Here is a 24367-nt window from a genome sequence, read left to right on the forward strand (position 1 = left end):
TGTCGGAGTCGTATGGTTCTGGCGTCGTGCGCGCACTCATGCCGTGCTGCGCTGGGTGCGGATGCCGGAGCGTGTCACGCTCATCGGAGATCGGCTTTCTGCACACTGCGCAGTTCGCTCTTCACGTCTTTGAGCTCATCGCGCAGGCGTGCCGCCAGTTCGAACTGCAGCTCTTTGGCTGCCTGAAGCATCTGCTCGTTGAGCTCGGCCGCCAGCTTCGAGAGCTCTTCGACGCCGTGGGCGTCTTCGAATCGGGGGGCCGGGCCTGCGTCTCCGGTGGAGCCGATCGTGGTCTCGACCCCGACGGCGTCGGCGGTCTTCTGATGGCCGCGGCCGTGTTTTGCCGCCGCGCCTCGGCCTTTGCGACCGTGACCCGACATGAGTTCTTGGGTGTCTTGGTCTTCGCGGATGATCTGGTCGGTGATGTCGGCGATCTTCTTTCGCAGCGGCTGCGGGTCGATGCCGTGGTCGTCGTTGTACTGCTTCTGGATCTCGCGCCGCCGATTCGTCTCATCGATGGCTCGACGCATCGAGTCGGTGACGGTGTCGGCATACATGTGCACCTCGCCGCTGACGTTTCGTGCGGCTCGACCGATCGTCTGCACCAGTGAGGTGGTCGAACGCAAGAACCCCTCTTTGTCGGCATCGAGGATCGCTACGAGGCTGACCTCAGGAAGGTCGAGTCCCTCGCGCAGCAGGTTGATGCCGACGAGCACGTCGAAGGTGCCTCGGCGCAGTTCGGTGAGCAGCTCGACGCGGCGCAGCGTGTCGACGTCGGAGTGCAGGTACTCGACGCGCACGCCGTTGTCTGCGAGGAACTCGGTGAGGTCTTCGGACATCTTCTTGGTCAGCGTGGTGACGAGCACGCGTTCGCTGCGGTCGACGCGCTGCCTGATCTGTTCGAGCAGGTCGTCGATCTGTCCCTTGGAGGGTTTGACCACGACGAGCGGATCGAGCAGGCCGGTGGGGCGGATGATCTGCTCGACGACGCCGTCGGCGTGCGACAGCTCGTACTGCCCTGGGGTTGCCGAGAGGTAGACGGTCTGCCCAACACGGTTTTCGAACTCGCTCCACCGCAGCGGTCGGTTGTCCATGGCGCTGGGCAGGCGGAAGCCGTGCTCGACGAGCGTGCGCTTGCGCGAGGCATCGCCTTCGTACATGCCACCGATCTGCGGCACGGTGACGTGAGACTCGTCGATGACGGTCAGAAAGTCGTCGGGAAAGTAGTCGAGCAGGCAGTGCGGAGGCTCTCCAGGGGCACGACCGTCGATATAGCGGGAGTAGTTCTCGATGCCGCTGCAGAACCCGATCTGCTCGAGCATCTCGAGGTCGTAGCTGGTGCGCATCTTCAGACGCTGGGCCTCGAGCAGCTTGTTCTGCTTCTCGAATTCGTGCAGCCGCACATCGAGATCGTCCTGGATCTCGCCGATGGCGCGACGCATCGTCTGGTCGCTGGCGACGTAGTGCGATGCAGGAAAGATCGCGACGGTGTCTTCGCTCTTCAGGATCTCACCAGTCAGCGGATGCAGCGACGAGAGCGACTCGATCTCGTCGCCGAAGAGCTCGATGCGCATCGCCTGCTCGTCATAGACCGGGATGATCTCGATGGTGTCACCGCGCACGCGGAAGTTGCCGCGCACGAACTCGACGTCATTGCGCTTGTACTGCATATCGAGAAATCGATGAATCAGCTCGTCGCGGTCGATGCGGTCGCCCACGTGCAGCGACAGCATCGCCTGCAGGTATTCGTCAGGGGTGGCCAGACCGTAGATGCACGACACCGTCGAGACCACGACCACGTCACGCCTGCTCAGCAGTGAGCGCGTGGCCGAGTGACGCAGACGTTCGACCTCGGCGTTGACCGACGAGTCTTTCTCGATGAAGGTATCGGTCTGGGGAACGTAGGCCTCAGGCTGGTAGTAGTCGTAGTACGACACGAAGTACTCCACTGCGTTGTTCGGCAGCAGCTCGCGAAACTCGTTGGCGAGCTGAGCGGCCAGCGTCTTATTGTGCGCGAGCACGAGTGTGGGACGCTGCACTCGTTCGATGAGCCATGCAGTCGTCGCCGACTTGCCCGTACCGGTCGCGCCGAGCAGCACGACATCGCGCTCGCCATCGCGAAGACGATGCTCGAGCTGATCGATCGCCTGAGGCTGATCGCCGGAGGGCTGATAGGGGCTGACGACCTCGAACGGTCGTACTTCACGGGTCGGCTGCACGGTTACAGTCTAGTCGCAGAGTCGCCTGATATCGAACCTATGTTCGAATGGACGTCCTCAGTCGGCGAGAATCGAATTCCACTCGGGATGTCGCTCGAACCACCGCGCCGCATACCAGCAGGTGGGTCGGATGCGCAGCCCGCCCTGCTGGCTGATCAGAGTGACGGCCTGTTCGACTGCCTGGCCCGCATAGCCATGACCGCGCAGCGCCGGCGGCGTGAAGACATGGGTCAGCGCGATGACGGACTGTCGGTTGATGGAATAGTCGACTGCGCTGAGCAGTGCACCGTCTTCATCGCGCAGAACGAAACGCTCGGCCTCGATGTCTTGTGTGAATGTGGTGCTCATGGCCTCAATGGTAGCGGAGCCCTTCGGCTTTGTCAGCGACGATGCCGCCGACCGATCAGAGGTATGCCGCTGCCATCTGGTGCCAGATCTGCAGAGCGTTGCGCTCGGTGTCGGCGATCGTTCCGGAGGCGTCGACCACGAAGTCGGCGATCGCCTCACGCTCTTCGTCACTGACCTGTGCGGCGACCCGCTGAGACGCCTCGACCACGGTGTACGCACGTTCGGCGATCAGACGATCGATCCGAGTCTGTTCCGGAGCGCTGACGGTCACCACGGCGTCGAATGGCTGGGGCAGGTCGGCTTCGACGAGCAGAGGCACGTCGTAGATCACGATCGACTTGTCCGGAGCCCCGGCGATTCGCTCGGCCACGCGGTCGCGCACCCGTGGGTGCACGATGGCGTTCAGCTGCGCGAGCTTCGCGGGGTCGTTGAAGACCTGTTCGGCCAATGCCTTGCGGTTCAGGGTGCCGTCGGGGTTCATCACCTCGTCGCCGAACGTCTCGTGAATCTCGTGCAGAGCGGGCTGTCCGGGTTCGACGACCTCGCGCGACACCTTATCGGCGTCGATCACACGGGCGCCTTGTCGGGCGAAGATGCCGGCCACAGTCGACTTGCCTGCAGCGATTCCACCAGTGAGTGCGATGACAGTTGGCATGTGTCCACTGTATCGCCCGCGACCCCAGCCACGGGCTCGACCGCGGGCTCGACCAGGTGCGCACCCATCCCTGCCGCCGCATGCACACCGTCGCAGGGCGCCCCTCGTCACAGTTCACGCGCCCGCACTCGCACACCGGAGCGACGTTCGCCGCAGAGGGACGCCAGCACGCAGAGGACCGCCCCGCACACCGAAGAACGGTATGCGGGGCGGTCTGTCAGAACTCTCGGAACATCTCAGCGCAACGGCACAAGCCGCCGCGTCTCAGACGCTCCGACGAACTCAGTGCTGCTCGAGCTGCTCCTTGAGCGCGGCGAGCGACGCGTCGTCAGCCAGCGTGCCCTCGTGCTCGTTCGAGCTGTACGAAGTCGCCGAAGTCGACTCGCTTGCACCGAAGCCGGCCTCTGACTCCTTGGCGTTCTGCTCGGCGACCTGCTTCTTGTGGGCCTCCCACAGAGCCTGAGCCTTGGCGTACTCCTGCTCCCACTTCTCGCGGGCCTCTTCGAAGCCGGGCTTCCACTCGTTGGTCTCGGGGTCGAAGCCTTCGGGGTACTTGTAGTTGCCCTGCTCGTCGTACTCGGTCACCATGCCGTACAGCGCGGGATCGAAGTCGGTCGACTCGGGATCGATGCCCTCGTTGGCCTGCTTGAGCGACAGCGAGATGCGACGACGGTCGAGGTCGATGTCGATGATGCGCACGAAGACCTCCTGGCCGACCTGCACGACCTGCTCGGCGAGGTCGATGTGACGGTTCGAGAGCTCCGAGATGTGCACCAGGCCCTCGATGCCGTCGGCGACACGCACAAACGCGCCGAACGGAACGAGCTTGGTGACCTTGCCGGGGGCCAGCTGGCCGATGGCGTGGGTGCGGGCGAAGACCTGCCACGGATCTTCCTGCGTCGCCTTGAGAGACAGCGAGACGCGCTCGCGGTCGCGCTCGACGGAGAGCACCTCGACGGTGACCTCCTGGCCGACCTTGACCACGTCTGACGCGTGCTCGATGTGCTTCCAGCTGAGCTCCGAGACGTGCACGAGGCCGTCGACGCCGCCGAGGTCGACGAATGCGCCGAAGTTGACGATCGACGAGACGACGCCCTTGCGAATCTGGCCCGGGCGCAGCTCGTTGAGGAACGAGGTGCGGGTGGCCGACTGGGTCTCTTCGAGCAGAGCACGACGCGACAGCACCACATTGTTGCGGTTCTTGTCGAGCTCGAGGATCTTGGCCTCGAGCTCCTGGCCCAGGTACGGCGTCAGGTCGCGCACTCGGCGCAGCTCGATCAGCGATGCGGGCAGGAAGCCACGCAGGCCGATGTCGACGATCAGGCCGCCCTTGACGACCTCGATGACCGTGCCCTTGACGACACCGTCGGCTTCCTTGATCTTCTCGACGTCGCCCCAGGCGCGCTCGTACTGCGCACGCTTCTTCGACAGGATGAGGCGGCCTTCTTTGTCTTCTTTCTGAAGAACCAGCGCCTCGACCTCGTCGCCGACCTTGACGACCTCGTCGGGATCGACGTCATGCTTGATCGAGAGCTCGCGTGAGGGAATGACACCCTCGGTCTTGTAGCCGACATCGAGGAGTACCTCGTCGCGGTCGATCTTGACGACGGTGCCTGTGATGAGGTCGCCGTCATTGAAGAATTTCAGCGTCTTTTCGACCGCTGCCAGGAAGTCCTCTGATGAGCCGATGTCGTTGACGGCGATCTGCTCGGGGGCCTTCTGGTCGATTTCAGTTGACATTGAGTGGGTACTCCAGTGCGTGTGCTGCTCAGGTCGGGCGAGCTCGGCATTGGCCGCACTCTACTGCTCCCGACGATGGATGTTGGTGTGGACCGCACTCGGCTTGAGCATGATCCATTGTGCAACAATACCGGGTCTGATAAGCACCTGGCAAACACATCACCCGCGACACGCCGCAGTTCTCCAGGCTGACCTCAGCTGTGCCGAAAGTGGTCGAAGCCCAAGTACTCCGTGGGTCGACCACTGAGCAGCACGCCGTGTTCGCCGCGTTCGATCACGGTGCCCACCGCCTCGAAGCCTTCGGGCAGCGCGGCGTCCGCCGCGAACGTGCCGAGCAGGCCGAAGTCCTCCCCTCCTGCCATGACGAGCTCCCACGGATCGACGCCGAGAGTGTGCCGCGTCCAGCCGAGATCGGCGCAGCGCCCGGCCAGCGCGCCCGAGACGAAGTCGAGGGTGACGTCTGACGCAGCGGCGATTCTGGCGGCGTCGCGCGCGAGCCCGTCTGACACGTCGATGAGAGAGTGCGCGCCGTACGCAGCCGCACGCGCACCCAGCGAGACCGGAGGGTGCGGACGCAGCTGGGCATCCACCGCATGCTGAATCGCGCCGGTGCGCTCGAGGCCGCGCAGGTCAGGATCGTCTGTGCGCTCGCCCATAAGAATGCGCAGACCGGCGGCCGCGAACCCGAGCAGACCGGCATAGGCGACGACGTCGCCGAGCAGCGCGCCGCCGCGGGTCACGGGCTCAGCCACCTCGCCGTAGCTGGTCGCCTGCGAGGTGAACAGGCGGGCGTGTGAGAGATCGCCGCCCCAGATCGACACCTGTGGAGCGAGTTCGTTCACGGCGTCGCGCACACCTCGCGCATACCCGATGAGGTCGGCCACCGTCGCATCGTGTCCGAGCCCCAGAGCCATCACCAGCCCCGTCGGCTGTGCACCCATCGCCCCGATGTCCGAGAGATTGACCGCTGCGGTCTTCCAGCCGACGTCGTACGCGCTGAACTCGGGGAAGACGAAGTCTTCGTGCTCGATCAGCATGTCACTCGAAGTGACCAGGCGCAGCCCGGGGGTCACCGTGATGACCGCGGCGTCGTCGTTCTCGACCTCGGTCGGGTGCTCCCCCGCCGGGTACGCCTGACGCAGAATCGCGACGATCTGCTCTTCGGCGAGATCGCCGACACGAGTGGCGAGTGAGACCTTCATCAGTGCGCGGCCTTGTTCCAGCTGGTGCCGGTGCCGATGTGCACGTCGAGCGGCACATCGAGACTGGCCGCGTTTCCCATCGCGTCGGTGACGAGATCGCGAACGGCCTCCAGCTCGCCGTCAGCCACTTCGAGGATGAGCTCGTCATGCACCTGCAGCAGCAGCCGCGAGCGCAGCCCCTGCGTCGCGAGACGCCGGTCGACGGCCAGCATGGCGAGCTTGATGATGTCGGCGGCGCTGCCCTGAATCGGCGCGTTGAGAGCGGCGCGCTCGGCATTGTCGCGCACCCGGCGGTCACGCGAGTGCAGGTCGCCGAAGGGGCGACGTCGCCCGTAGATCGTCTCGGTGTAGCCATCGACGCGAGCCTGCTCGACCACGTTGCGCAGATAGTCGCGCACGCCGCCGAACCGCCGGAAGTAGCCTGACATCAGATCTTTGGCCTCATCGCGCGTGATGCGCAGCTGGTTGGCCAGCCCGAAGGCGCTGAGCCCGTAGACGAGCCCATAGCTCATCGCCTTGACCTTCGAACGCATCTCGGGAGTCACTTCGTCGGGAGTCACGCCAAACACCTTCGACCCCACGTAGCGGTGCAGATCCTCACCCGAGTTGAACGCCTCGATCAGGCCTTCGTCGCGCGAGACGTGCGCCATGATGCGCATCTCGATCTGCGAGTAGTCAGCACTGATCAGCGTCTCGTACTCGGGAGCCGAGACGAACTGATCGCGAATGCGCCGCCCCTCTTCGGTGCGCACCGGGATGTTCTGCAGATTGGGGTCGGTCGAGCTCAGGCGGCCGGTCGCGGTGCCGGTCTGCTGATACGTCGTGTGAATGCGACCGTCATCTGCGACGGTGCGACGCAGACTGACCACCATCTGGGCGAGCTTGGTCGCGTCGCGGTGTGCGGCGAGCAGCTCGAGGAACGGGTGCTGCGTCTGCTCGTAGAGCGCGGTGAGCGCCGCCTGGTTGGTCGAGTAGCCGGTCTTCGTCTTTCGTGTCTTGGGCATGCCCAGCTCGTCGAAGAGCACCTGCTGCAGCTGCTTCGGGCTGGCCAGGTTCGTCTCGTGCCCGATGACTTTGTAGGCCTCTGAGGCGATGTCGCGGGCCTTGTCGGCGAAGCTGTCGCCGAGCTGTTCGAGCCCGTCGACGTCGACTGCGATGCCGGTCGCCTCCATCTTCGCCAACACGGGTGAGAGCGGCAGCTCGATGTCGCGCAGCACCTGACCGCCGCGGGTGGTGTCGAGCGAGCGCACGAGCTCGCGCCCGAGCACGAGGGTCTGCCATGCGGCGAGCGCGGTGTCGCGGTCTGCCCCCGACGGCGCTGCTGAGCCGTCCGCGGTCGACGAAGCCTCCTCGCCTGCCTCGCCCGCAACGTCGAAGAGCGCGTCATCGGCGACCTCGTGCTCGAACTGGGAGGTGAAGAAGAGGTCTTCGCTCGCGCGCAGCGAGTAGTCGCTGCGCGTCGAATCGAAGAGGTACCAGGCCAGCTCGGAGTCGAGCACGATCCCACCGACGGCCTCCCCCACACTGCGCTCCGCCGCGTCACGCGGCGCGGTGATGCCTGCACGGTCGAGCTCGTGCAGCATCTGCTTGAGGCCGTGCACCGCTTTGGGGTGCTCGCCTGCCAGCCACTGATGCAGACATTCGCGGGTCGTCGTGTCGGAGCCGCCGGGAAGCGCGGCGACGCGCGACTCGTCTGCCGTGGCGAGCGCCATGGCGATGGGGCCGCCGTCGGCGATCTCGAATGCCAGACCGACCGTGGCATCCGCCCCGAGTGACGCAGCCCAGGCGAGCAGCGCCGTCACCGAGGCGGCCTTGGTCGCTACTGGGGGTTCGGCCGTGATGACCGGCACCGGCAGACCGCCGTTGTGCGTCTGCCCGAACGAGGATGCCGTGGTCGCCTGAGCTGGCGCACTCGCGTTCGCACCGGCTCCGTTCGGTCCGGCGTCGATGCCGCTGACCGGCACCGCACGCTGCTTGACCTTGTGCAGCTGCCCGTCGAGCCCCTGCACACGCGCCTTCATGGTGCGCAGCTCGAGTTCGGTGAAGACCTGTTCGACGCGCTCGTGATCGACGCCACGCACTTTGAGGTCATCGAGGGTGACGGGCAGCTCGAGATCGCGGCGCAGCCGGTTCAGCCGACGGTTGCGCTCGACGCCGTCGATGTGTGCCCGCAGGCTCTCGCCCACCTTGCCCTTGATGGCGTCTGCGCTGGCGATGATGTCGTAGACGTCGCCGTACTTGTTGATCCATTTGGCCGCGGTCTTGGGCCCCACGCCGGGCACGCCCGGCAGGTTGTCGCTGGTCTCGCCGACCAGGGCGGCGATGTCTGGGTAGTGCTCGGGCGGCACGCCGTACTTCTCGTGCACGGCATCAGGGGTGAAGCGGGACAGCTGGCTGACGCCTTTGACCGGGTAGAGCAGCGTCACGTTCTCGTCGACGAGCTGAAAGGTGTCGCGGTCGCCGCTGACGACCAGCACGCGCTCGCCGGCCTGCTCGGCGACGAGGCTCAGTGTGGCGAGGATGTCATCGGCCTCGAAGTTCTCTTTGGTGATGACCGTGATGTTCATCGCTTCGAGCACCTGCTGCAGGTGCTCGACCTGACCTTTGAACTCCTCTGGCGTCTCGCCGCGCGTGCCCTTGTACTCGGGGTACTCCTCGGTGCGGAACGAGTGACGCGAGAGGTCGAAGGCGACCGCGATGCGAGTCGGACGTTCTTTGTCGAGGAGGTTCAGCAGCATCCCAAGAAAGCCGTGGATGGCGTTGGTGTGCAGGCCCGACTCAAGCTGGAAGCTCTCGGGCGGCAGAGCGTAGAAGGCGCGGAAGGCGAGCGAGTGCCCGTCGATGACCATCAGGGTGTCTCGGGAGGTGTCAGTCACGCCCACCACCTTACCCGGCGAATCGTGGAGCGGCCCTGCTCGTCTCATGCGGGCTGCCGCGTCGGGTATTGTCTGCTGCACGAGCGATTCCGCACGTCACAGACCCGAAGGAGTGCACATGTCGATCATCGATGCGGCCCGAACGGATGCGGCCCGGCGCCTGCTGGAGCAGCGGGGCACGCTCGGCGAGCTCGCCGAGAAACTGGGCATCGCGTTGGTGAGCCTCTCAGCCGACGAGGCGGTGGCCACGATGCCCGCCGAGGGCAACCGCCAGCCCTATGGCGTCGTCAACGGCGGAGCGTACGTGACCCTCGGCGAGACCCTGGGGTCGTTCGCTGCGAACGTGCACGCGATCGATCGCGACAAGGTGGCGGTGGGCATCGAGATCAACGCGACGCACACCCGCTCGGTGCGCACCGGCACGGTGACCGGCACCTGCCGGGCGCTGCACCTCGGCGGAACGCTGACCACACACGAGATCACGATCACCGACGAGCAGGATCGTCTGATCTCGACGGTGCGCATCACGAACTTTCTGCGCAACGCGTGACCGGGGACCCGGACGGCGCGGCTGCCCGGCGCAGATGACAGACGCCACACCGGTGTATGTCGGTGTGGCGTCTGATCGAGTCTCTGTCTGATCTCTCTTGTCTGATCTCTGTCTGAGACGGCGTCTGCGTGTCGGTCTGCGCCCGTCAGCGGCTATTCGGCGTCGTCGTGGTGCGGCTTGGGATGCTCGCTTTTCGAAGCGTGGTGATCGCCCTTGCCATGGTGGTCGCCTTTGCCATGCTCTTTGCCATGGTCTGGGTCGAGCTGCTGGATGACGGCTTGCGCGACCTCGCGCATCGTGGCGCGACGATCCATGCTGGCCTTCTGAATCCAGCGAAAGGCCTCGGGCTCGGTCATGCCCATGCGCTGGTTGAGCAGGCCCTTTGCGCGGTCGAGCAGTTTGCGGGTCTCAAAACGCTCGACGATGTCGGCGACTTCGTCTTCGAGGGCCTTGAACTGCGCGTGGCGCGAGAGAGCGATCTCGATCGCCGGAATCAGCTCTGCCGGGGTGAAGGGCTTGACCACATAGGCCATCGCCCCCGCCTCGGAGGCCCGCTCGACGAGTTCTTTCTGGCTGAACGCGGTCAGCAGCACGACAGGGGCGATGCCCTCGTCGGTGATGTGCTGAGCGGCGGTGATGCCGTCCATCTCGGGCATCTTGACGTCGAAGACGACGAGATCGGGCTTCAGCTCACGAGCGAGCTCAAGGCCCTTCGCGCCGTCGCCGGCCTCGCCGACGACGTCGAACCCGGCGTCTTGCAGGGTGTCGACGATATCCATGCGGATGAGCGACTCGTCTTCGGCGACGACCACGCGTCGCATCGGTTTGGGGGCTGCGGTTTCATCACTCACACGCCTAGCTTACGGTATGATGACGTCGGCCGTGTGTCGTCGGCCGACCACCGGTCGGTCTTCGATGATGCTGGCCCAAGTGGCGGAATGGCAGACGCGGGGCACTCAAAATGCTCTGCCCGAGAGGGCGTGTGGGTTCGACTCCCACCTTGGGCACTGTTTCGTCTGCCCGGCACCGGTTTTCGGCGATGACGCGCCACGTCTACACTCGTGAGGTGACCACCACCCCGCGCCAGACGCTCACTCGAGTCGCGCAGCGGATCTTTCGAGTGCTCAGCAGCAACTTCGACCTCGTCGGTCTGGTCATCGGGCTGAACCTCTTCTGGGCGTCGCTCACACCATCGCTCATGCCCCGCAGCTGGTACTGGCAGGGGCTGATCAGCGGCATCCTCGTCGTGATCGGCTACGGTCTCGGCACGCTCCTGGGCCATATTGTGCGCGCACTGATCAGCTGGCGCCCGTCCAAGGCCCTCGGGCAGCGCGTCTCGCTGGCATGCCTCACGATCGTGATGGTCGTGAACGTCTACTGGCTGTCGATCTATGTCTGGTGGCAGGACAGCGTGTATCCGCTCAGCGGCTTCACGCGCCCCCAGCTCAGCCTCGTGCAGATCATCGGTCAGACCGTGCTGATCATACTCATGACCATCGCCGTCGCCTGGGGCATCCTGCTGATCGTCCGAATCGGACGACGCGCGATCAGCACGTTCTGGCGCTTCCTGATGCACCGCAGCGGCATACGTCGCATGCCTCCGTTCTTCGGCCGCACGGTGGCCTTCGTCGTGGTCGTCGTGGCGCTGGCCCTAGTGTTCGACACCAGCGTGCGCCCCACACTCCTCGGCGTCATGGACAGCTTCTACACCACGAAGAACGACCGTGACGCCGGGCTCGAACAGCCGACCGATCCGCTGCGATCCGGCAGCGACGCATCCCTCGTCTCGTGGAACTCTCTGGGCTGGCCGGGAAAGACCTTCGTGCAGAGCGGCCCGAGCACCGACGAGATCCAGTCGTTCAACCCGGGACAGCCGACGGTCGACCCCATTCGCGTCTACGTCGGCAAAGAGTTCTCGAACAACATCTCGGAACAGGCTCGCATCGCGGTCAAAGAGCTCGAACGCACCGACGCCTTCGACCGTCAGGCCCTGCAGATCGTGGTCACCACCGGCACCGGCTGGGTCGACACTCAGTCGACCAGACCGCTCGAATATCTCTACAACGGCGACGTGGCGACCGTATCGATGCAGTACTCCTTTCTGCCCAGCGCGCTGTCGTTCGTCTTCGACCGCGACCGCGTGGAGCAGACCGCACGCTCGCTGATCACCGGCGTTCGAGAGGCGGTCGACCGGCACGAGGCGCAGACCGGTCATCGCCCCAAGCTCTTCGTCTACGCGCAGAGCCTCGGTGCGTACGGTACGCAGAACGCCTTTCCCGACCTGAGCGATCTCGTGTCGGGCACTGACGGCATCGTCTTCGCCGGCACGCCCGGCATCAGCGAGACGCACCAGCGTATGACCGCCATGCGCAACGGATCGCCCTGCGTCGAGACCGAGGGCCAGTCAGTGCTGTTCGTCGAGCGTCGCGAAGACATCGACGCGAGCTGTGCGGGGCGGCCGCGCCTGATGTACATGCAGAACGTCTCAGACCCGGTGGTGAAATGGCAGAGCAGTCTGATCTGGCGTGAGCCCGACTGGGTGGCCGCTGAGAAGGCGAAGGGGCAGCTCACCCCGTATTTCACGTGGATGCCCGGGGTCACCTATCTGCAGATGACGCTCGACATGCTCATCTCGGGTTGGGCGCCGGCGCTCTACGGCCACAACTACGGATCGAGCGCCGTTCCGGCCTGGCAGCGTCTCTCCGGCGTGCAGTGGGACGACGCGCGCACCGACCGACTCATGGACACCATCAGGTGAGTCGTCAGGGTCTCAGCGCATGCCCGCCCACGTCGGCACCGCGGCGACGAGCCACCCGACCGCCGGTCCGATGAGACACATCAGGCCTGCGTAGATCAGCATGCGTCGGTAGTACCAGTCACGGATTCTCTCATCCACGTTGGCCAGCAGCATCGCTCCGTTGGTGGAGAACGGGCTGATGTCGACGATGGTGGCCGAGAAGGCCAGCGCCGCGACGAATCCGGCGATGCTCACCTCGCTCTGCTGCAGGAACGGAACGGCCAGCGCGATCACGACGCCGATGATGCCGAGCGACGAGGCCAGTGCCGAGACGAAGCCTGCGAGGTAGAAGAGCAGCAGCGCCGCGATCAGCGGTATCGCGATCGCCTGGATCCCTCCAGACACCCACTCCACGGTGCCGGCCGACTCGAGCACGGCGATGTAGGTCAGCACCCCGGTGATCAGCACGAGCACCGACCATGAGACGCGTTTCAGCGCCTGCGTGCCCTCGGACGGGCTGATGCAGGCCAGCACGATCCCGACGCCGAGGCAGACCACGCCGATGTTGAGGTTGAAGATCAGAACCAGGACGACCATGATCGCCAGACCTGTCAGAGTGAGCAGCTGAGACCGGTTGAGGCTCCCGGAGCGGGTGACTGCCCCACCTGCGGCAGCAGTGCTGCCCGCAGCGGATGCGCGAGTCGCATGCTCCGCCATCTCGGGGTCGTCTCGTCCGCGCAGCACGAACCAGGTGACCAGTGCGAAGAGCACGTTGAGCACGAACGGAATGGCGAAGAGCGAGAGCGGAGCGGTCGGCAGACCCTGCTTCTCGAGGTAGCCGTTGATGAACACCCCGTAGACGCTGATCGGAGAGAAGGCTCCGGCCAAGGCGCCGTGGACGACCAACAGGCCCATCATCAGCTGATTCATGCGGTTTCGCCGGGCGAAGCTCAGCGCCAGCGGAGTGATGATCGCGACGGCGAACAGCGCGCCGCATGCGATCAGCACGGCCGTGAGCGCGAAGAAGATCCACGGGGCTAGGTGGTGACGTCTGCCGATCAGCCTCATACAGCCGCCGACGAGCACTTCGATCGCTCCGTTGTTCTGCGCGAAGCCGAACAGGAAGGTCAGTCCCAACAGCGACACGAACAGATCGACGGGGAACCCTGCCCAGATCTCTTTGACGTCCATGCCGAGCATGGTCGATCCGAGGGCGAACGCGGCGACGAATCCGAGCACGCCCATGTTGACGCCTCGCCACGTGGCGAGCACGAACATGACGGCGAGCAGCAGGATTGAGACGACTTCAGGGCTCATGGACGAGTGGCTTTCAGGGTGTCGCACGAGTGACAGGCGGTATCGCCAGCGTCACTGTGCGGAGGTCGGTCTGCGGCGGCTCGTGGCCAGGGCCCGGCGACCGGTGGTATCGGTCATCGGGCCGAGACGATGATACCGTGCTGACGGCCGATGTCGGTCATCCGCGATGCAGAGCCTCGATGAACCGCCGCTTCATCAGTTCGTTGCAGGCGAGGTACGCCAGCGAGATCACGATCACGGCGGCCATCAGCATCCCCGAGACCGCATCCAGCCCGAGCACGCCGGCCAGTGGCGAATAGGGCACCCACAGTGTGAACACGCCCACGATCACGCTCAGCACGACCAGCCCACGGCCCGGACGAGTGCGGAAGAGCGGCCGGGCCGAACGCATGGAGAAGAGCACGATGAGTTCGGTGATCGTCGATTCGAGAACCAGGCGCTGCGGAACGTCACGTCGTCGGTGTGGAACACCTGCATCAGCACGACGAAGGTGATGATGTCAAAGGCAGCCGACAGCAGCCCGAAGACCAGCATGAAGTTGCGGATCGCCGCGATGTTCCACTGACCGGGGCGCCTGACCAGCTCGTCGTCGACGCCGTCGACCAGCACGCTCAGCCGCTTGCGTGAGAAGTCATACGGAAGCTCCCCCACGGCTCGCGCGCTCGGGGGCACGGTGGCCTGGGCGAGCACCGCCTGATCGAGCGGATTCGCGAAGCCGGTCTGCAGCCCGGCGTTGAGCACGGCCAACCGGCCGACCGCCTCGTCAGAGCGCCCCGACGGATCGGCCGCGAGGTCGAGGCCGGCCGACCCGATCGTCACGGTGCCCGTCTTGTCTGTGCAGAGAACCGAGACCGAGCCGAGATCTTCGATGGCGTCGAGCCGCTTCACGATCACCTTGCGGCGGGCCATCTTGCGTGCCCCCGTCGCCAGGCTGACCGAGGTGATGGCCGGCAGCATCTGCGGAGTCAGCCCGATCGCGAGCGCGACCGCGAACATCAGTGCCTCCAGTACCTCGCGACTGCAGGCTGAGTGCTCGCTGGGCGGCTCAGAGCTTCTTGCCGGGGTTCAGTATTCCGCGCGGGTCGAACGCCGCCTTCACACGAATCTGCAGAGCCAGGAGCTCGGACGAGAACTCGGTGCCGAGCGCGCTGCGCTTGAGCGTGCCAACCCCGTGCTCGCCGGTGATGGTGCCGCCGAGCTCGATGGTGCGAGTGAGGATCTGCTCATAGGCGCGGTGTGCTCGTGCCAGGCTGTCGGCGTCGCCTGCGACATAGCCGACGATCGGGTGCAGGTTGCCGTCGCCCACGTGCCCGCCGGTCGCCACCGGCGCACCGGTCTCGGCTGCGGCCTGCTCGATCACGCGCAGCAGCTTCAGCAGCCGACCTCGCGGCACCGCGATGTCTTCGGTGAGCAGCGTGCCGAACTCCGCGTAGAGAGCAGGATGCAGCTGACGGCGGATCTCAAGCAGCGCATCGACTTCGGCCGCGTTCCGGGCCAGGTCGATGCGCACCGCATGATGGCTCTCGAAGATGCGCTGATATTCGGCGACGTCTTCGGTGGCGCGCCCGATCTCGTCGGATTCGACGATCAGCATGGCGGCGACGTCGTCGGGCAGCTTCGCGTTCGGGTTGAAATGGTTGATCGCCTGAATGGTGCGCTGGTCGAGCATCTCGAGTGCGCTTGGCCGGCGGGCGTTGGACGCCGTCTCGGCGGCTGCGGCGAGCGCGTCCTCCAGCGTGGGAAAGAGCGCTGCAGCGCCGGCGGCCTCACCGGGCAGCGGACGCAGCGCCAGGGTGGCCTGCGTCACGATGCCGAGAGTGCCCTCGGAGCCGACGATCAGACTGGTGAGGTCGAGCCCGGCGACGCCCTTCACCGAGTCGTGCCCGGTGCGCACGACGGTGCCGTCGGCCAGCACCACCGTCAGGCTGCGCACTGAGTCGCCGGTGACGCCGTACTTCACGCAGCGCATGCCGCCTGCGTTGGTGACGATGTTGCCGCCGATCGAGCTGATGTGCACCGATCCCGGATCGACCGGGTAGAAGAGCCCCTGCTCACGCACGGCAGCCGCCAGATCGCCGGTGATCACTCCTGGCTGCACGGTGACCAGCTGGTCGTCGACGTCGATGCGCAGAATGCGGTTCATCAGGGTGAGGTCCAGCAGAATCGCACCGGGAACCGCATCGGCACCGCCGACGACCCCGGTACGGGTGCCCTGCGGCACCACGGGAATCACCAGGTCGTTGGCGATCGCCATGACAGCGGCGACCGCTTCGGTGCTGGTCGGCAGCACCAGTGCGAGGGCCAGCGCCGGGGAGTCGTCGACGCCGGTGTCGTGGCCGTGGTCGAGCAGCTCGGCGCGGCCGGTGACGACGTGATCGGCGCCGAGAGCCTCGGTCAGGCGAGCGACTGCGCTGCGCTGCGCGTCGCTGAGCAGGACGCTGGAGGATGTTGCGAGTGGGTCTGTGGGTGCATCGGCTGCAGTGTTCATGATGGAGTCAAGCTTACCCTCGTCGGCTTCACGACCTGCCCACGAACCGCTAGGGGCCGATCGAGCGTCAGAGGCGCCCGAGCCCGGCGGCCACGCTGCTGGGCCTCAAACGAACGGGTAGTATTGGGAATATTCTTCCCGACGCATACGTTTGAGACCCTGAATGCCCCCGATCTCGTGAGGTGAGTCCGTGCCCGTAGCCTTCGTCGCAGTACTGGTCGCCATGCTCATAGCCTGGCCATCTGTGCGACGTTGGGGATCACGCGGGTTCGTGCCGATCGGCGCTGTCGTCGCCGTCGCCTTCGTCGCACTGCTCGCCGAAGCGCCGAAGGTGCTCTCCGGAGCGGTTCCGGCGTTCGATCTGCCGTGGATTCCCCAGCTCGGGGTGAGCCTCTCGTTCCAGCTGGACGCCCTGAGCTGGGCGATGTCGCTGGTCGTCACCGGCGTCGGCGCGCTGGTGCTGTTCTACTGCAGCGCCTACTTCACCGACTCCGAGCCCTCTCTCAGCCGGTTCGCCACGCTGCTGACCAGCTTCGCCGCAGTCATGCTCGGTCTGGTTACCAGCGACGACATCGTCGTGATGTTCGTGTTCTGGGAGGTCACGAGCGTGCTCTCCTATCTGTTGATCGGGCACACCTCTGACCGACGTGAGTCGCGAGGCGCTGCGCTCCAGGCGCTGCTGGTGACGACCTTCGGCGGGCTGATCATGTTGGTGGGCGTGGCCATTCTGGTGGTCGACAACGGCACGACCTCTCTGACTCAGATCATCGCAGACCCCGTGATGAGCGCCGGCACGCCCTGGGCGGTGCTCATGATCGTGATCGGCGCACTGAGCAAGTCGGCGATCGTCCCCTTCCATTTCTGGCTGCCCTCAGCCATGGCCGGCCCCACGCCGGTGAGCGCCTACCTGCACTCGGCGGCGATGGTCAAGGCGGGCATCTATCTGGTGCTGCGCTTCGCGCCCGGCTACGCCCAAGTGCCGGGGTGGCACGAAGTGCTGGTTCCGCTCGGCCTCGTCACACTGCTGATCGGCGGCTGGCGAGCCTTGCGTCAGTATGACTTGAAGCTGCTGCTCGCCTACGGCACCGTCAGCCAGCTCGGCCTGCTCATCACCGTCGCCGCGATCGGCACCCACGACGCTGCGGTCGCGGCTCTGGCTCTGCTCGTCGCCCACTCGCTGTTCAAGGCCAGCCTGTTCATGATCGTCGGAGTGATCGATCACAACTTCGGCACCCGGGATCTGCGCGCGCTGCGAGGTCTCGGGCGCGGCCATCCGCTGCTCGCGGTTGTCACCGCGCTGAGCGCGGCATCGATGGCAGGGCTGCCGCCGATGCTGGGGTTCCTGGCCAAAGAGAGCGCTCTGACGGCCATGCTCGACTGGCAGCACGGCTGGTCGGTCTGGGTGACGGCAGTCGCCGCACTCGGTTCCGTGCTCACCGTCGCGTACTCCGCTCGGTTCGCCTTCGGAGCCCTCAGCAGCCGCCCGCGCAAGACCGGATCGTCCAACGTCGACACCAGCACCGTGCACGTGCTCGTCGACTGCAGCCAGCCACAGGCGCACGGCAATGTGGGGCTCATCGGCCCGGTCATCCTCTTGGGGCTCTCGCTGCTGCTGGCGGTCTGGCCGACCGGCCTCGACCATCTCGCGACGGCGACCGCCGCGGCGCTGCCCGCCGGTGAGCATCCGCTGCATCTCGCGCTCTGGCACGGCTTCACCCCGGCCCTGGGCATCAGTGCGATCGTCATCGCACTCGGAGCGCTGCTCTTCGTGCTGAGACGACCCGTGGCGAAGCTCCAGGCCAGGGTGCCGGACTGGATCGAACTCTCCCGGTGGTATTCGGCGACACTCGCCGCAACCGACTGGATCTCGGCTCGGGTGACGCTGTTCGCACAGCGCGGCGGTCTGCCCGGCTACCTGGGCACCGTCTTCGTCGCCTTCGTCGCGGCGCTCGGACTGGCCCTGCTGCGCGTGCAGCTCTGGCCCGGCGAGATGGTGCCGTTCCACTCCGTCGCACAGCTCGGCATCGCCGCCCTGATGGCCGTCGCGGCCCTCGCCGCCGTCCGTGCCCGGCGCCGTCTGCTGGCCATGCTCTTGGTCGGAGCCACCGGCTACGGCATGGTCGCGCTCTTCACGCTGCAGGGCGCCCCCGACCTCGCGCTCACGCAGCTGCTGGTCGAGACCGTGACCCTCGTGATCTTCGTGCTGGTCGCGCGTCGCCTTCCTCGGCATTTCGAACGAGCCGAGGGAATCAAGCGGGTCTGGCCCAAGGCCGTCATCGCCGTCGCCGTCGGGGCGGTCATGGCCGGCGTCGCACTCGCCGTCGTGGGTGCGCGCAGCCAGACGTCGATCTCAGCGCAGATGCCCGATCTGGCATATCTCGAAGGGCACGGTCGCAACGTGGTCAACGTGCTTCTCGTCGATCTGCGTGGCTGGGACACCATGGGCGAGATCTCGGTGCTGGTCGCCGTCGCCACGGGTGTGGCCAGTCTGGTCTTCGTCACCCACCGCACCGGCAGAGTCCCTTCGATCAGCGCCCAGGGCCACCGGCGCCGTCGTCTGCAGCGTCTGGCACCCGTCGTCGAACCGGTCACCGGGGCCCTGCCCGTGGTCGACCCGAACACCGGCCGTCCCGTCAGTCAGACGGCGCTGCAGCGCACCATTGACGCGCACGACGAGGTCGACGACGACAGCACCCGCCGGAGCTGGCTGATGGCCGGCCGAACCTTGGCCCCCGATCATCGGTCGCTGATGGTCGAGGTCGTCGTCCGGCTGCTCTTCCTGCCGCTCATGCTGATCTCGGTGATGCTGCTGATCGCCGGGCACAACCAGCCCGGCGGCGGCTTCGCCGGCGGACTCGTCGCCGGTCTCGCCCTGGTGCTGCGCTATCTGGCCGCCGGCCGCTACGAGCTCGGGGAGGCCCTTCCGGTGCCACCAGGTGTCCTGCTCGGCACCGGGCTCGCCACAGCGGTCGGCACGGGAGCCCTCTCCATGCTCTTCGGCGAGCCGTTCCTCACCTCGCTGTGGTGGCAGGCGACGCTGCCGATCATCGGTGAGGTGAAGCTCGGCACCCCCACACTCTTCGACATCGGCGTCTATCTCGTCGTGCTCGGGCTGGTGTTCGACGTACTGCGCTCACTCGGCGCTGGCATCGACGAGCAGTCCGTCTCAGACGAATCGATCGTCGACGACTGGGCGGAGGGCGTGCGATGAGCGTCTCCCTCACTCTGATCGTCTTGATGGCCGTCATGTACGCCTGCGGCGTCTATGCGATGCTCGAGCGCAGCCTCAGTCGAATCCTGATCGGCTTTCTGCTCATCGGCAACGCGACGAACCTGCTTCTCATCATCGTCGCAGGCCCGCCCGGAGAGGCACCGATCGTCGAAGACGGCGTCACCAGCGATCAGATGGCCGATCCCCTGCCGCAGGCCCTCACGCTCACCGCCATCGTGATCACCTTCGGCATCACCGCGCTGCTGCTGGCCCTGATCTACCGAAACTGGCGGCTGTCTCGCCAGGAGCACACCGAGGAGCACACGGCAGTGCCCGGCTCAGACCTGCATGCCGATGACGAGACCGCCATGCTCGTGCGACAGGCCGCGGGCGACGACGCCGCTCTGCACCAGGCCATCGACGCCAGCGACGCGAACGACAGCGGCGACGATGTCTCCGACGCAGACGACTCGAGCACCGCATCCGCACGAAACCGCCACGATCGACAGAGAGGCCATCGATGAACATCGCACAGCTGCTGCCGATCATCGTCGCACTGCCGCTCGCGGCTGCGGCGACCTCGCTGCTGCTCGGGCGGCGCCCCAAGACACAGATCGTGGTCACCCTCGGCACCCTGCTCGTCGTGCTCGGCATCGGCGTCGCCACTCTGGTGGCCGCCGACCATGACAACGTCGTGAGCATCGTGCTGGGCGGCTGGCAGGCGCCATGGGGCATCTCGCTGGTGGCCGACCGGCTCAGTGCTCTGCTCGTCGTCGTCGCCACGACCATGCTGCTCGGCGTCTTGGTCTACGCCATCGGTCAGGGCATCACCGACGGAGACGCCGAGACGCCCGTGACGATCTTCCAGCCGACCTACTTGGTGCTCGCAGCCGGTCTCTTCAACGCCTTTCTGGCCGGCGACCTGTTCAACATGTTCGTCGGCTTCGAGATCATGCTCGCGGCCAGCTATGTGCTGATCACCCTCGGCGGAACCGGCCCGCGCATCCGTTCGGGAGTCATCTACATCGTCGTCTCGCTGGTCTCGTCGGTGTTCTTTCTCGTCGCGATCGCGCTGCTCTATGGCGCGACCGGCACCGTGAACATGGCGCAGCTCGCCCAGCGCATTCCCGAACTGCCTGCCGAGACGCAGACCATCGTGCATCTGTCGCTACTGCTCGGCTTCTGCATCAAAGCGGCGGTCTTCCCGCTGTCGTTCTGGCTGCCCGACTCATACCCGACCGCACCGGCGCCTGTGACGGCGGTGTTCGCCGGCCTGCTCACCAAAGTCGGCGTCTACGCGATCATCCGCACCGAGACGCTGCTCTTCGCCCATCACGACGTGAGCACGCCGCTGATGACCCTCGCCTTCTTCACGCTGCTGATCGGCATCATGGGTGCGATCGCTCAGGCCGACATCAGGCGACTGCTCTCGTTCACCTTGGTCAGCCACATCGGCTACATGCTCTTCGGCATCGCCCTGGGCACGCAGGCGGGCATCGCAGCCACGATCTACTACATGGTGCATCACATCACCGTGCAGACCACCCTCTTCCTGGCGGTCGGCCTGGTCGAACGAGTCGGCGGCACCACGTCGCTGACGCGGCTCAGCGGAGTGCTCAACGCCTCGCCGCTGATCTCGGCGCTGTTCCTGGTGCCCGCGCTCAACCTCGGCGGCATCCCGCCGTTCAGCGGGTTCATCGGCAAGCTCGCCCTGATCCTGGCCGGCGTGCAGACGGCCAACTGGCTGACTTGGGTGGTCATCGGAGCGATGATCCTCACTTCGCTGCTGACGCTGTACCCTCTGGCCCGGGTCTGGAACCTCGGTTTCTGGCGACCCGCGATCGACCCCGACCGCCGGCATAGCCGCATGCTCCGATCGCTGCAGGAGAACCCGTTGGCCCCGCCCCGCAGAGTCGCGCAGCGTGACGTGTCGAAGCTGATGATCTCGGCAACCGCAGGCATGGTCGTGCTCACCCTCTCGCTCACGGTCTTCGCCGGGCCTTTGCTGGGCTTCGCCGACCGGGCTGCGACCACCGTGGCAGACCCGCTCTGGGTGATCGCCGCCCTGCTCGGCCCGCTGAGCGGAGGTGCCGTATGAGACAGAGGCTCAGGGCCGGCTGGCAGGAGCTGCTCACCGTCATCATGCTCACGGTCGTCTGGTGCCTGCTTTGGGGCAAGCTCGACGCGTTCACCGTGATCGGCGGGCTGGTGATCAGTTGGATGCTGGTCGCGATGTTCTATCTGCCGCCGCTCGAGATCACCGGGCGTCTGCATCCGATCTCGGCGGCCTACGCCTTCGTGCGACTGACCCTCGACATCATCCGCGCCTCGATGATCGTCGCCGCGCAGGCGCTCTGGCCCTGGTGGCGGCCCACCGGTGCCGTGGTCAAATTCGATCTGCACACCACCGACGACCTCATCATCACCCTGACGGCCGAGGCGATCTCGCTGGTGCCGGGCTCACTGGTCGTCGAGATCGACCGCAACAACGGAGTGCTGTACGTGCATGCCTTCGGCGTGCGGACTGCGGCCGACATCGAACGCGCCCGCTGTCAGGCGCTCGATCAGGAGGCTCGCATCATCATGGCGTTGGGAAGTTCCGCCGAGCGACAGGCGGTGCGGGGTCTGGCCGCCCGTCGGCGTGCGGATGCGCGAAGGGGCCCGCATCACGAGAGCGGCTCCGACTCGACGCCGGCTCACACATCACCCGTCGATCTGTCGACGCCGACGTCACGAGAGGAGCGCTGACATCATGCCCACCTGGCTCACGATCCTGCTGGTGGTCGTCTACGGGGCGACTGCTGCACTGTGCATTCTGCGCATCGTGCGCGGACCGAGCGTTCTCGACCGCATCGTCGCCTCAGACGTGCTGCTGGTGACGCTGATGTGCGCTCTGGGCACCGAGATGGCCGTGACCGGACACACGCACACCATGCCGATTCTGATCGTGCTCGCGATGTTCGGGGTGATCGGGTCATTCGCCGTGTCACGCTTTCTGGTCACGGCGAAAGATCCGCTGCGCGACGAAGCACCGGAGGAGGCCGCAGATGGACGGTGACACGATTCGCTTCACGATCGCCGGGGTTCTGCTCGGCCTGGGCGCGCTGCTCTCGCTCTCGGCCGCAGTCGGCCTGCTGCGCTTTCCCGATCTGCTCTCGCGCATGCATGCGGCCACCAAGCCGCAGATTCTCGGGCTCCTCTGCGTCACCGCGGCGATCGCCGTGCTGAACCCCACTCCCCTGGTGATCGGCACCGCGATCGTGCTCATCACTCTGCAGATGCTCACCGCCCCCATCGCAGCCCATATGGTCGGGCGCGCTCACTATCGCAGCGACGATCTGCGAGACGATCTGCTCGTGGTCGACGAGCTCGCCGAGCACATCGCCGAGGCCGACGAGGAGCACAGCGGCTCCCCGAACGTGCGCTGAACGGTGCCGCGGGGCGATGATCAGCGGATGATCGTCTCGCGACTCTCGGTGACTGCGCTCTGCATCATCTGTGCCGTGGTCTGCCGGTACCCCGGCGCGGCCTGTCCGACCGCCTCGCCGACGGTGAGCACCCGCAGGTCGTTGGTCGACCCGGGGATGCCGGGCGGGCTCCCGGCGGCGACGATGACGCGCTCGCCCGGTTTCGCCCGCCCCGAGTCGATCAGGTAGGTGTCGACGCTCAGCACGATCTCGTCCGTGGTCTGCAGAAACGGCACGAGCACCGACTCCACGCCCCAGATCGGCGTCATCGCACGCCGAGTCGAATCGTCATAGGTGAAGACCAGCAGCGGCAGCTCGTCGCGCAGGCGCGAGACCCGACGTGCCGTGTTGCCGCTGGCGGTGAAGACGCACAGATACTTCGCATCGACATGGTGCGCCACCTCGACGGCCGCGCGGGTGATGGCGCCGGCCAGCGTGTGCGGCTGAGTGCCGAGCGGCGGAATGCGATGCAGGCCGTGCTGCTCGATCGACTCGATGATGTTCGACATCGTCTGCACCGTCTCGACCGGGTGGGCGCCCACTGAGGTCTCGCCGCTGAGCATGAGTGCGTCGGCACCGTCCAGCACCGCGTTCGCGCAGTCTGACGCCTCGGCGCGGGTCGGGCGTGCGCTGGTGATCATCGATTCGAGCATCTGTGTGGCGACGATCACGGGGCGGGCACACTGGCGCGCGAGCTCGATGGCACGCTTCTGCACGACCGGCACCTGTTCGAGGGGCAGTTCGACCCCCAAATCGCCGCGAGCCACCATCACCATGTCGAAGGCCTCGGTGATCGCGTCGAGCACCTCGACGGCCTGGGGCTTCTCGATCTTGGCGATCACCGGCAGCCGCACGCCATGGGCGGCCATCACTTCGCGCACCGCGGTGACATCGTCGGGGCTGCGCACGAACGAGAGTGCGATCAGGTCGACGCCGAGGTCCAGTGCCCAGTGCAGGTTCTCTTCGTCGCGATCGCTCAGTGCGGGAACATCCACCGCCACACCGGGCAGATTGATGCCCTTGTGGTCTGAGACACGGCCGCCCACGACCACCTCGCAGGTGACGTCTGTGGCGTCCACAGCAGTGGCGCGCAGCGAGATGTTCCCGTCGTCGATCAGCAGCTGGTCGCCGACGCTCACGTTCTTGGGCAGATCGGCGAAGGTGGTGCCCACGATGTCGGCGTCACCCGGCACATCGCGCGTGGTGATCGTGAACGTGTCGCCGACGGCGAGGATCTGCGGCCCCGCAGCGAACTGCGCCAGCCTGATCTTCGGCCCCTGCAGATCGACCAGCACGCCGACCGGTTTGTGCAGTCGAGCGGCGACTTCGCGCACCGTCTCGATGTAGCGCCGGTGCTGCTCGTGGTCGCCGTGGCTCATGTTGATGCGGGCGACGTCCATGCCCGCACGGATCATGCTCTCGATGACCTCGGCGTCGTCCGTCGACGGCCCCAGTGTCGCGATGATCTTCGCTCTGCGTCGCATGCCACTCCAATCGGTTCGACAGTTCGTTCTGCCGAGTCAATTCTAGGCCGCTGCGTTGAACGTGAGACGAACG

General features: G+C 66.0%; 20 protein-coding genes and 1 tRNA gene. 9 read left to right on the top strand and 12 right to left on the bottom strand.

Features of this window, described 5'->3' with window-relative positions; genetic code table 11:
* Nucleotides 1–80: 80 nt before the first annotated feature.
* The 6 genes from uvrB to polA form a co-directional block, all read right to left on the bottom strand.
* Nucleotides 81–2219, bottom strand: coding sequence for an excinuclease ABC subunit UvrB (gene uvrB, locus F8O06_RS06375; RefSeq protein ID WP_158038044.1), 2139 nt, complete (start codon nt 2217–2219; stop codon nt 81–83).
* Between the two features lie 57 nt (nt 2220–2276).
* Nucleotides 2277–2567 carry a GNAT family N-acetyltransferase gene (locus tag F8O06_RS06380; protein WP_158031532.1) on the bottom strand — a complete coding sequence of 97 codons (291 nt, stop codon included), beginning with the start codon at nt 2565–2567 and terminating at the stop codon, nt 2277–2279.
* Between the two features lie 55 nt (nt 2568–2622).
* The gene (coaE, locus tag F8O06_RS06385; protein WP_158038045.1) at nt 2623–3222 is read right to left on the bottom strand and encodes a dephospho-CoA kinase; all 600 of its coding nucleotides are present in this window, start codon (nt 3220–3222) and stop codon (nt 2623–2625) included.
* Nucleotides 3223–3504: 282 nt separating this feature from the next.
* Nucleotides 3505–4962 carry a 30S ribosomal protein S1 gene (gene rpsA, locus F8O06_RS06390; RefSeq protein ID WP_158031534.1) on the bottom strand — a complete coding sequence of 486 codons (1458 nt, stop codon included), beginning with the start codon at nt 4960–4962 and terminating at the stop codon, nt 3505–3507.
* A 194-nt stretch (nt 4963–5156) separates the two neighbouring features.
* Nucleotides 5157–6164, bottom strand: coding sequence for a thiamine-phosphate kinase (locus F8O06_RS06395; RefSeq protein WP_158038046.1), 1008 nt, complete (start codon nt 6162–6164; stop codon nt 5157–5159).
* Entirely contained in the window at nt 6164–9013 is a 2850-nt protein-coding gene (gene polA / locus F8O06_RS06400) for a DNA polymerase I (RefSeq protein ID WP_192496890.1), read from the bottom strand. The genes F8O06_RS06395 and polA overlap by 1 nt, the downstream gene beginning before the upstream one ends.
* 145 nt (nt 9014–9158) lie before the next feature.
* On the opposite strand from polA, the gene F8O06_RS06405 reads away from it, so the two are divergent.
* Complete coding sequence (locus F8O06_RS06405) at nt 9159–9590, top strand: PaaI family thioesterase (protein ID WP_158038048.1); 432 nt, start codon at nt 9159–9161, stop codon at nt 9588–9590.
* A 152-nt stretch (nt 9591–9742) separates the two neighbouring features.
* Here the strand turns inward: F8O06_RS06405 and F8O06_RS06410 are convergent, their stop codons facing one another.
* Nucleotides 9743–10411, bottom strand: coding sequence for an ANTAR domain-containing response regulator (locus F8O06_RS06410; RefSeq protein WP_158038226.1), 669 nt, complete (start codon nt 10409–10411; stop codon nt 9743–9745).
* A 103-nt stretch (nt 10412–10514) separates the two neighbouring features.
* Here F8O06_RS06410 and F8O06_RS06415 point away from each other — a divergent pair.
* Together F8O06_RS06415 and F8O06_RS12215 are read left to right on the top strand one after the other, a co-directional pair.
* Nucleotides 10515–10597, top strand: a tRNA-Leu gene (locus tag F8O06_RS06415).
* A gap of 59 nt (nt 10598–10656) precedes the next feature.
* The gene (locus tag F8O06_RS12215; protein WP_192496876.1) at nt 10657–12348 is read left to right on the top strand and encodes an alpha/beta-hydrolase family protein; all 1692 of its coding nucleotides are present in this window, start codon (nt 10657–10659) and stop codon (nt 12346–12348) included.
* A 12-nt stretch (nt 12349–12360) separates the two neighbouring features.
* On the opposite strand, the gene F8O06_RS06430 is transcribed toward F8O06_RS12215, so the two are convergent.
* The 4 genes from F8O06_RS06430 to F8O06_RS06445 all read right to left on the bottom strand — a co-directional run bounded on the left by F8O06_RS06430 (nt 12361) and on the right by F8O06_RS06445 (nt 16132).
* Nucleotides 12361–13644, bottom strand: a complete 1284-nt coding sequence (locus F8O06_RS06430) for an SLC13 family permease (protein ID WP_158038050.1) — start codon at nt 13642–13644, stop codon at nt 12361–12363.
* A 157-nt stretch (nt 13645–13801) separates the two neighbouring features.
* Complete coding sequence (locus F8O06_RS06435) at nt 13802–14035, bottom strand: hypothetical protein (protein ID WP_158038051.1); 234 nt, start codon at nt 14033–14035, stop codon at nt 13802–13804.
* Nucleotides 13978–14640, bottom strand: coding sequence for a hypothetical protein (locus F8O06_RS06440; RefSeq protein ID WP_158038052.1), 663 nt, complete (start codon nt 14638–14640; stop codon nt 13978–13980). The genes F8O06_RS06435 and F8O06_RS06440 overlap by 58 nt, the downstream gene beginning before the upstream one ends.
* A 49-nt stretch (nt 14641–14689) precedes the next feature.
* Entirely contained in the window at nt 14690–16132 is a 1443-nt protein-coding gene (locus F8O06_RS06445; protein WP_158038053.1) for an FAD-binding oxidoreductase, read from the bottom strand.
* Between the two features lie 190 nt (nt 16133–16322).
* Here F8O06_RS06445 and F8O06_RS06450 point away from each other — a divergent pair, with 190 nt between their 5' ends.
* The 6 genes from F8O06_RS06450 to mnhG are packed head-to-tail and all read left to right on the top strand — an operon-like array spanning nt 16323 to nt 22771.
* A complete protein-coding gene (locus tag F8O06_RS06450; RefSeq protein WP_225733424.1) occupies nt 16323–19343 on the top strand; it encodes a Na+/H+ antiporter subunit A in 3021 nt (1006 codons plus the stop codon).
* Nucleotides 19340–19867 carry an NADH-quinone oxidoreductase subunit K gene (locus tag F8O06_RS06455; protein ID WP_158038054.1) on the top strand — a complete coding sequence of 176 codons (528 nt, stop codon included), beginning with the start codon at nt 19340–19342 and terminating at the stop codon, nt 19865–19867. The genes F8O06_RS06450 and F8O06_RS06455 overlap by 4 nt, the downstream gene beginning before the upstream one ends.
* The gene (locus tag F8O06_RS06460) at nt 19864–21441 is read left to right on the top strand and encodes a Na+/H+ antiporter subunit D (RefSeq protein WP_158038055.1); all 1578 of its coding nucleotides are present in this window, start codon (nt 19864–19866) and stop codon (nt 21439–21441) included. Before F8O06_RS06455 ends, F8O06_RS06460 begins: the two co-directional genes overlap by 4 nt.
* On the top strand, nt 21438–22091 hold the full coding sequence (locus F8O06_RS06465; protein ID WP_158038056.1) for a Na+/H+ antiporter subunit E: 654 nt from the start codon (nt 21438–21440) through the stop codon (nt 22089–22091). Before F8O06_RS06460 ends, F8O06_RS06465 begins: the two co-directional genes overlap by 4 nt.
* 4 nt (nt 22092–22095) lie before the next feature.
* Nucleotides 22096–22401, top strand: a complete 306-nt coding sequence (locus F8O06_RS06470; protein WP_158031545.1) for a monovalent cation/H+ antiporter complex subunit F — start codon at nt 22096–22098, stop codon at nt 22399–22401.
* Nucleotides 22391–22771 carry a monovalent cation/H(+) antiporter subunit G gene (gene mnhG, locus F8O06_RS06475; RefSeq protein ID WP_158038057.1) on the top strand — a complete coding sequence of 127 codons (381 nt, stop codon included), beginning with the start codon at nt 22391–22393 and terminating at the stop codon, nt 22769–22771. The genes F8O06_RS06470 and mnhG overlap by 11 nt, the downstream gene beginning before the upstream one ends.
* A 20-nt stretch (nt 22772–22791) precedes the next feature.
* Here mnhG and pyk read toward each other — a convergent pair whose 3' ends face one another.
* Nucleotides 22792–24294, bottom strand: a complete 1503-nt coding sequence (gene pyk / locus F8O06_RS06480) for a pyruvate kinase (protein ID WP_158038058.1) — start codon at nt 24292–24294, stop codon at nt 22792–22794.
* Nucleotides 24295–24367: the final 73 nt, after the last annotated feature.

The sequence above is a fragment of the Pseudoclavibacter sp. CFCC 14310 genome, assembly GCF_008831165.1.
GTDB lineage: Bacteria > Actinomycetota > Actinomycetes > Actinomycetales > Microbacteriaceae > Pseudoclavibacter_A.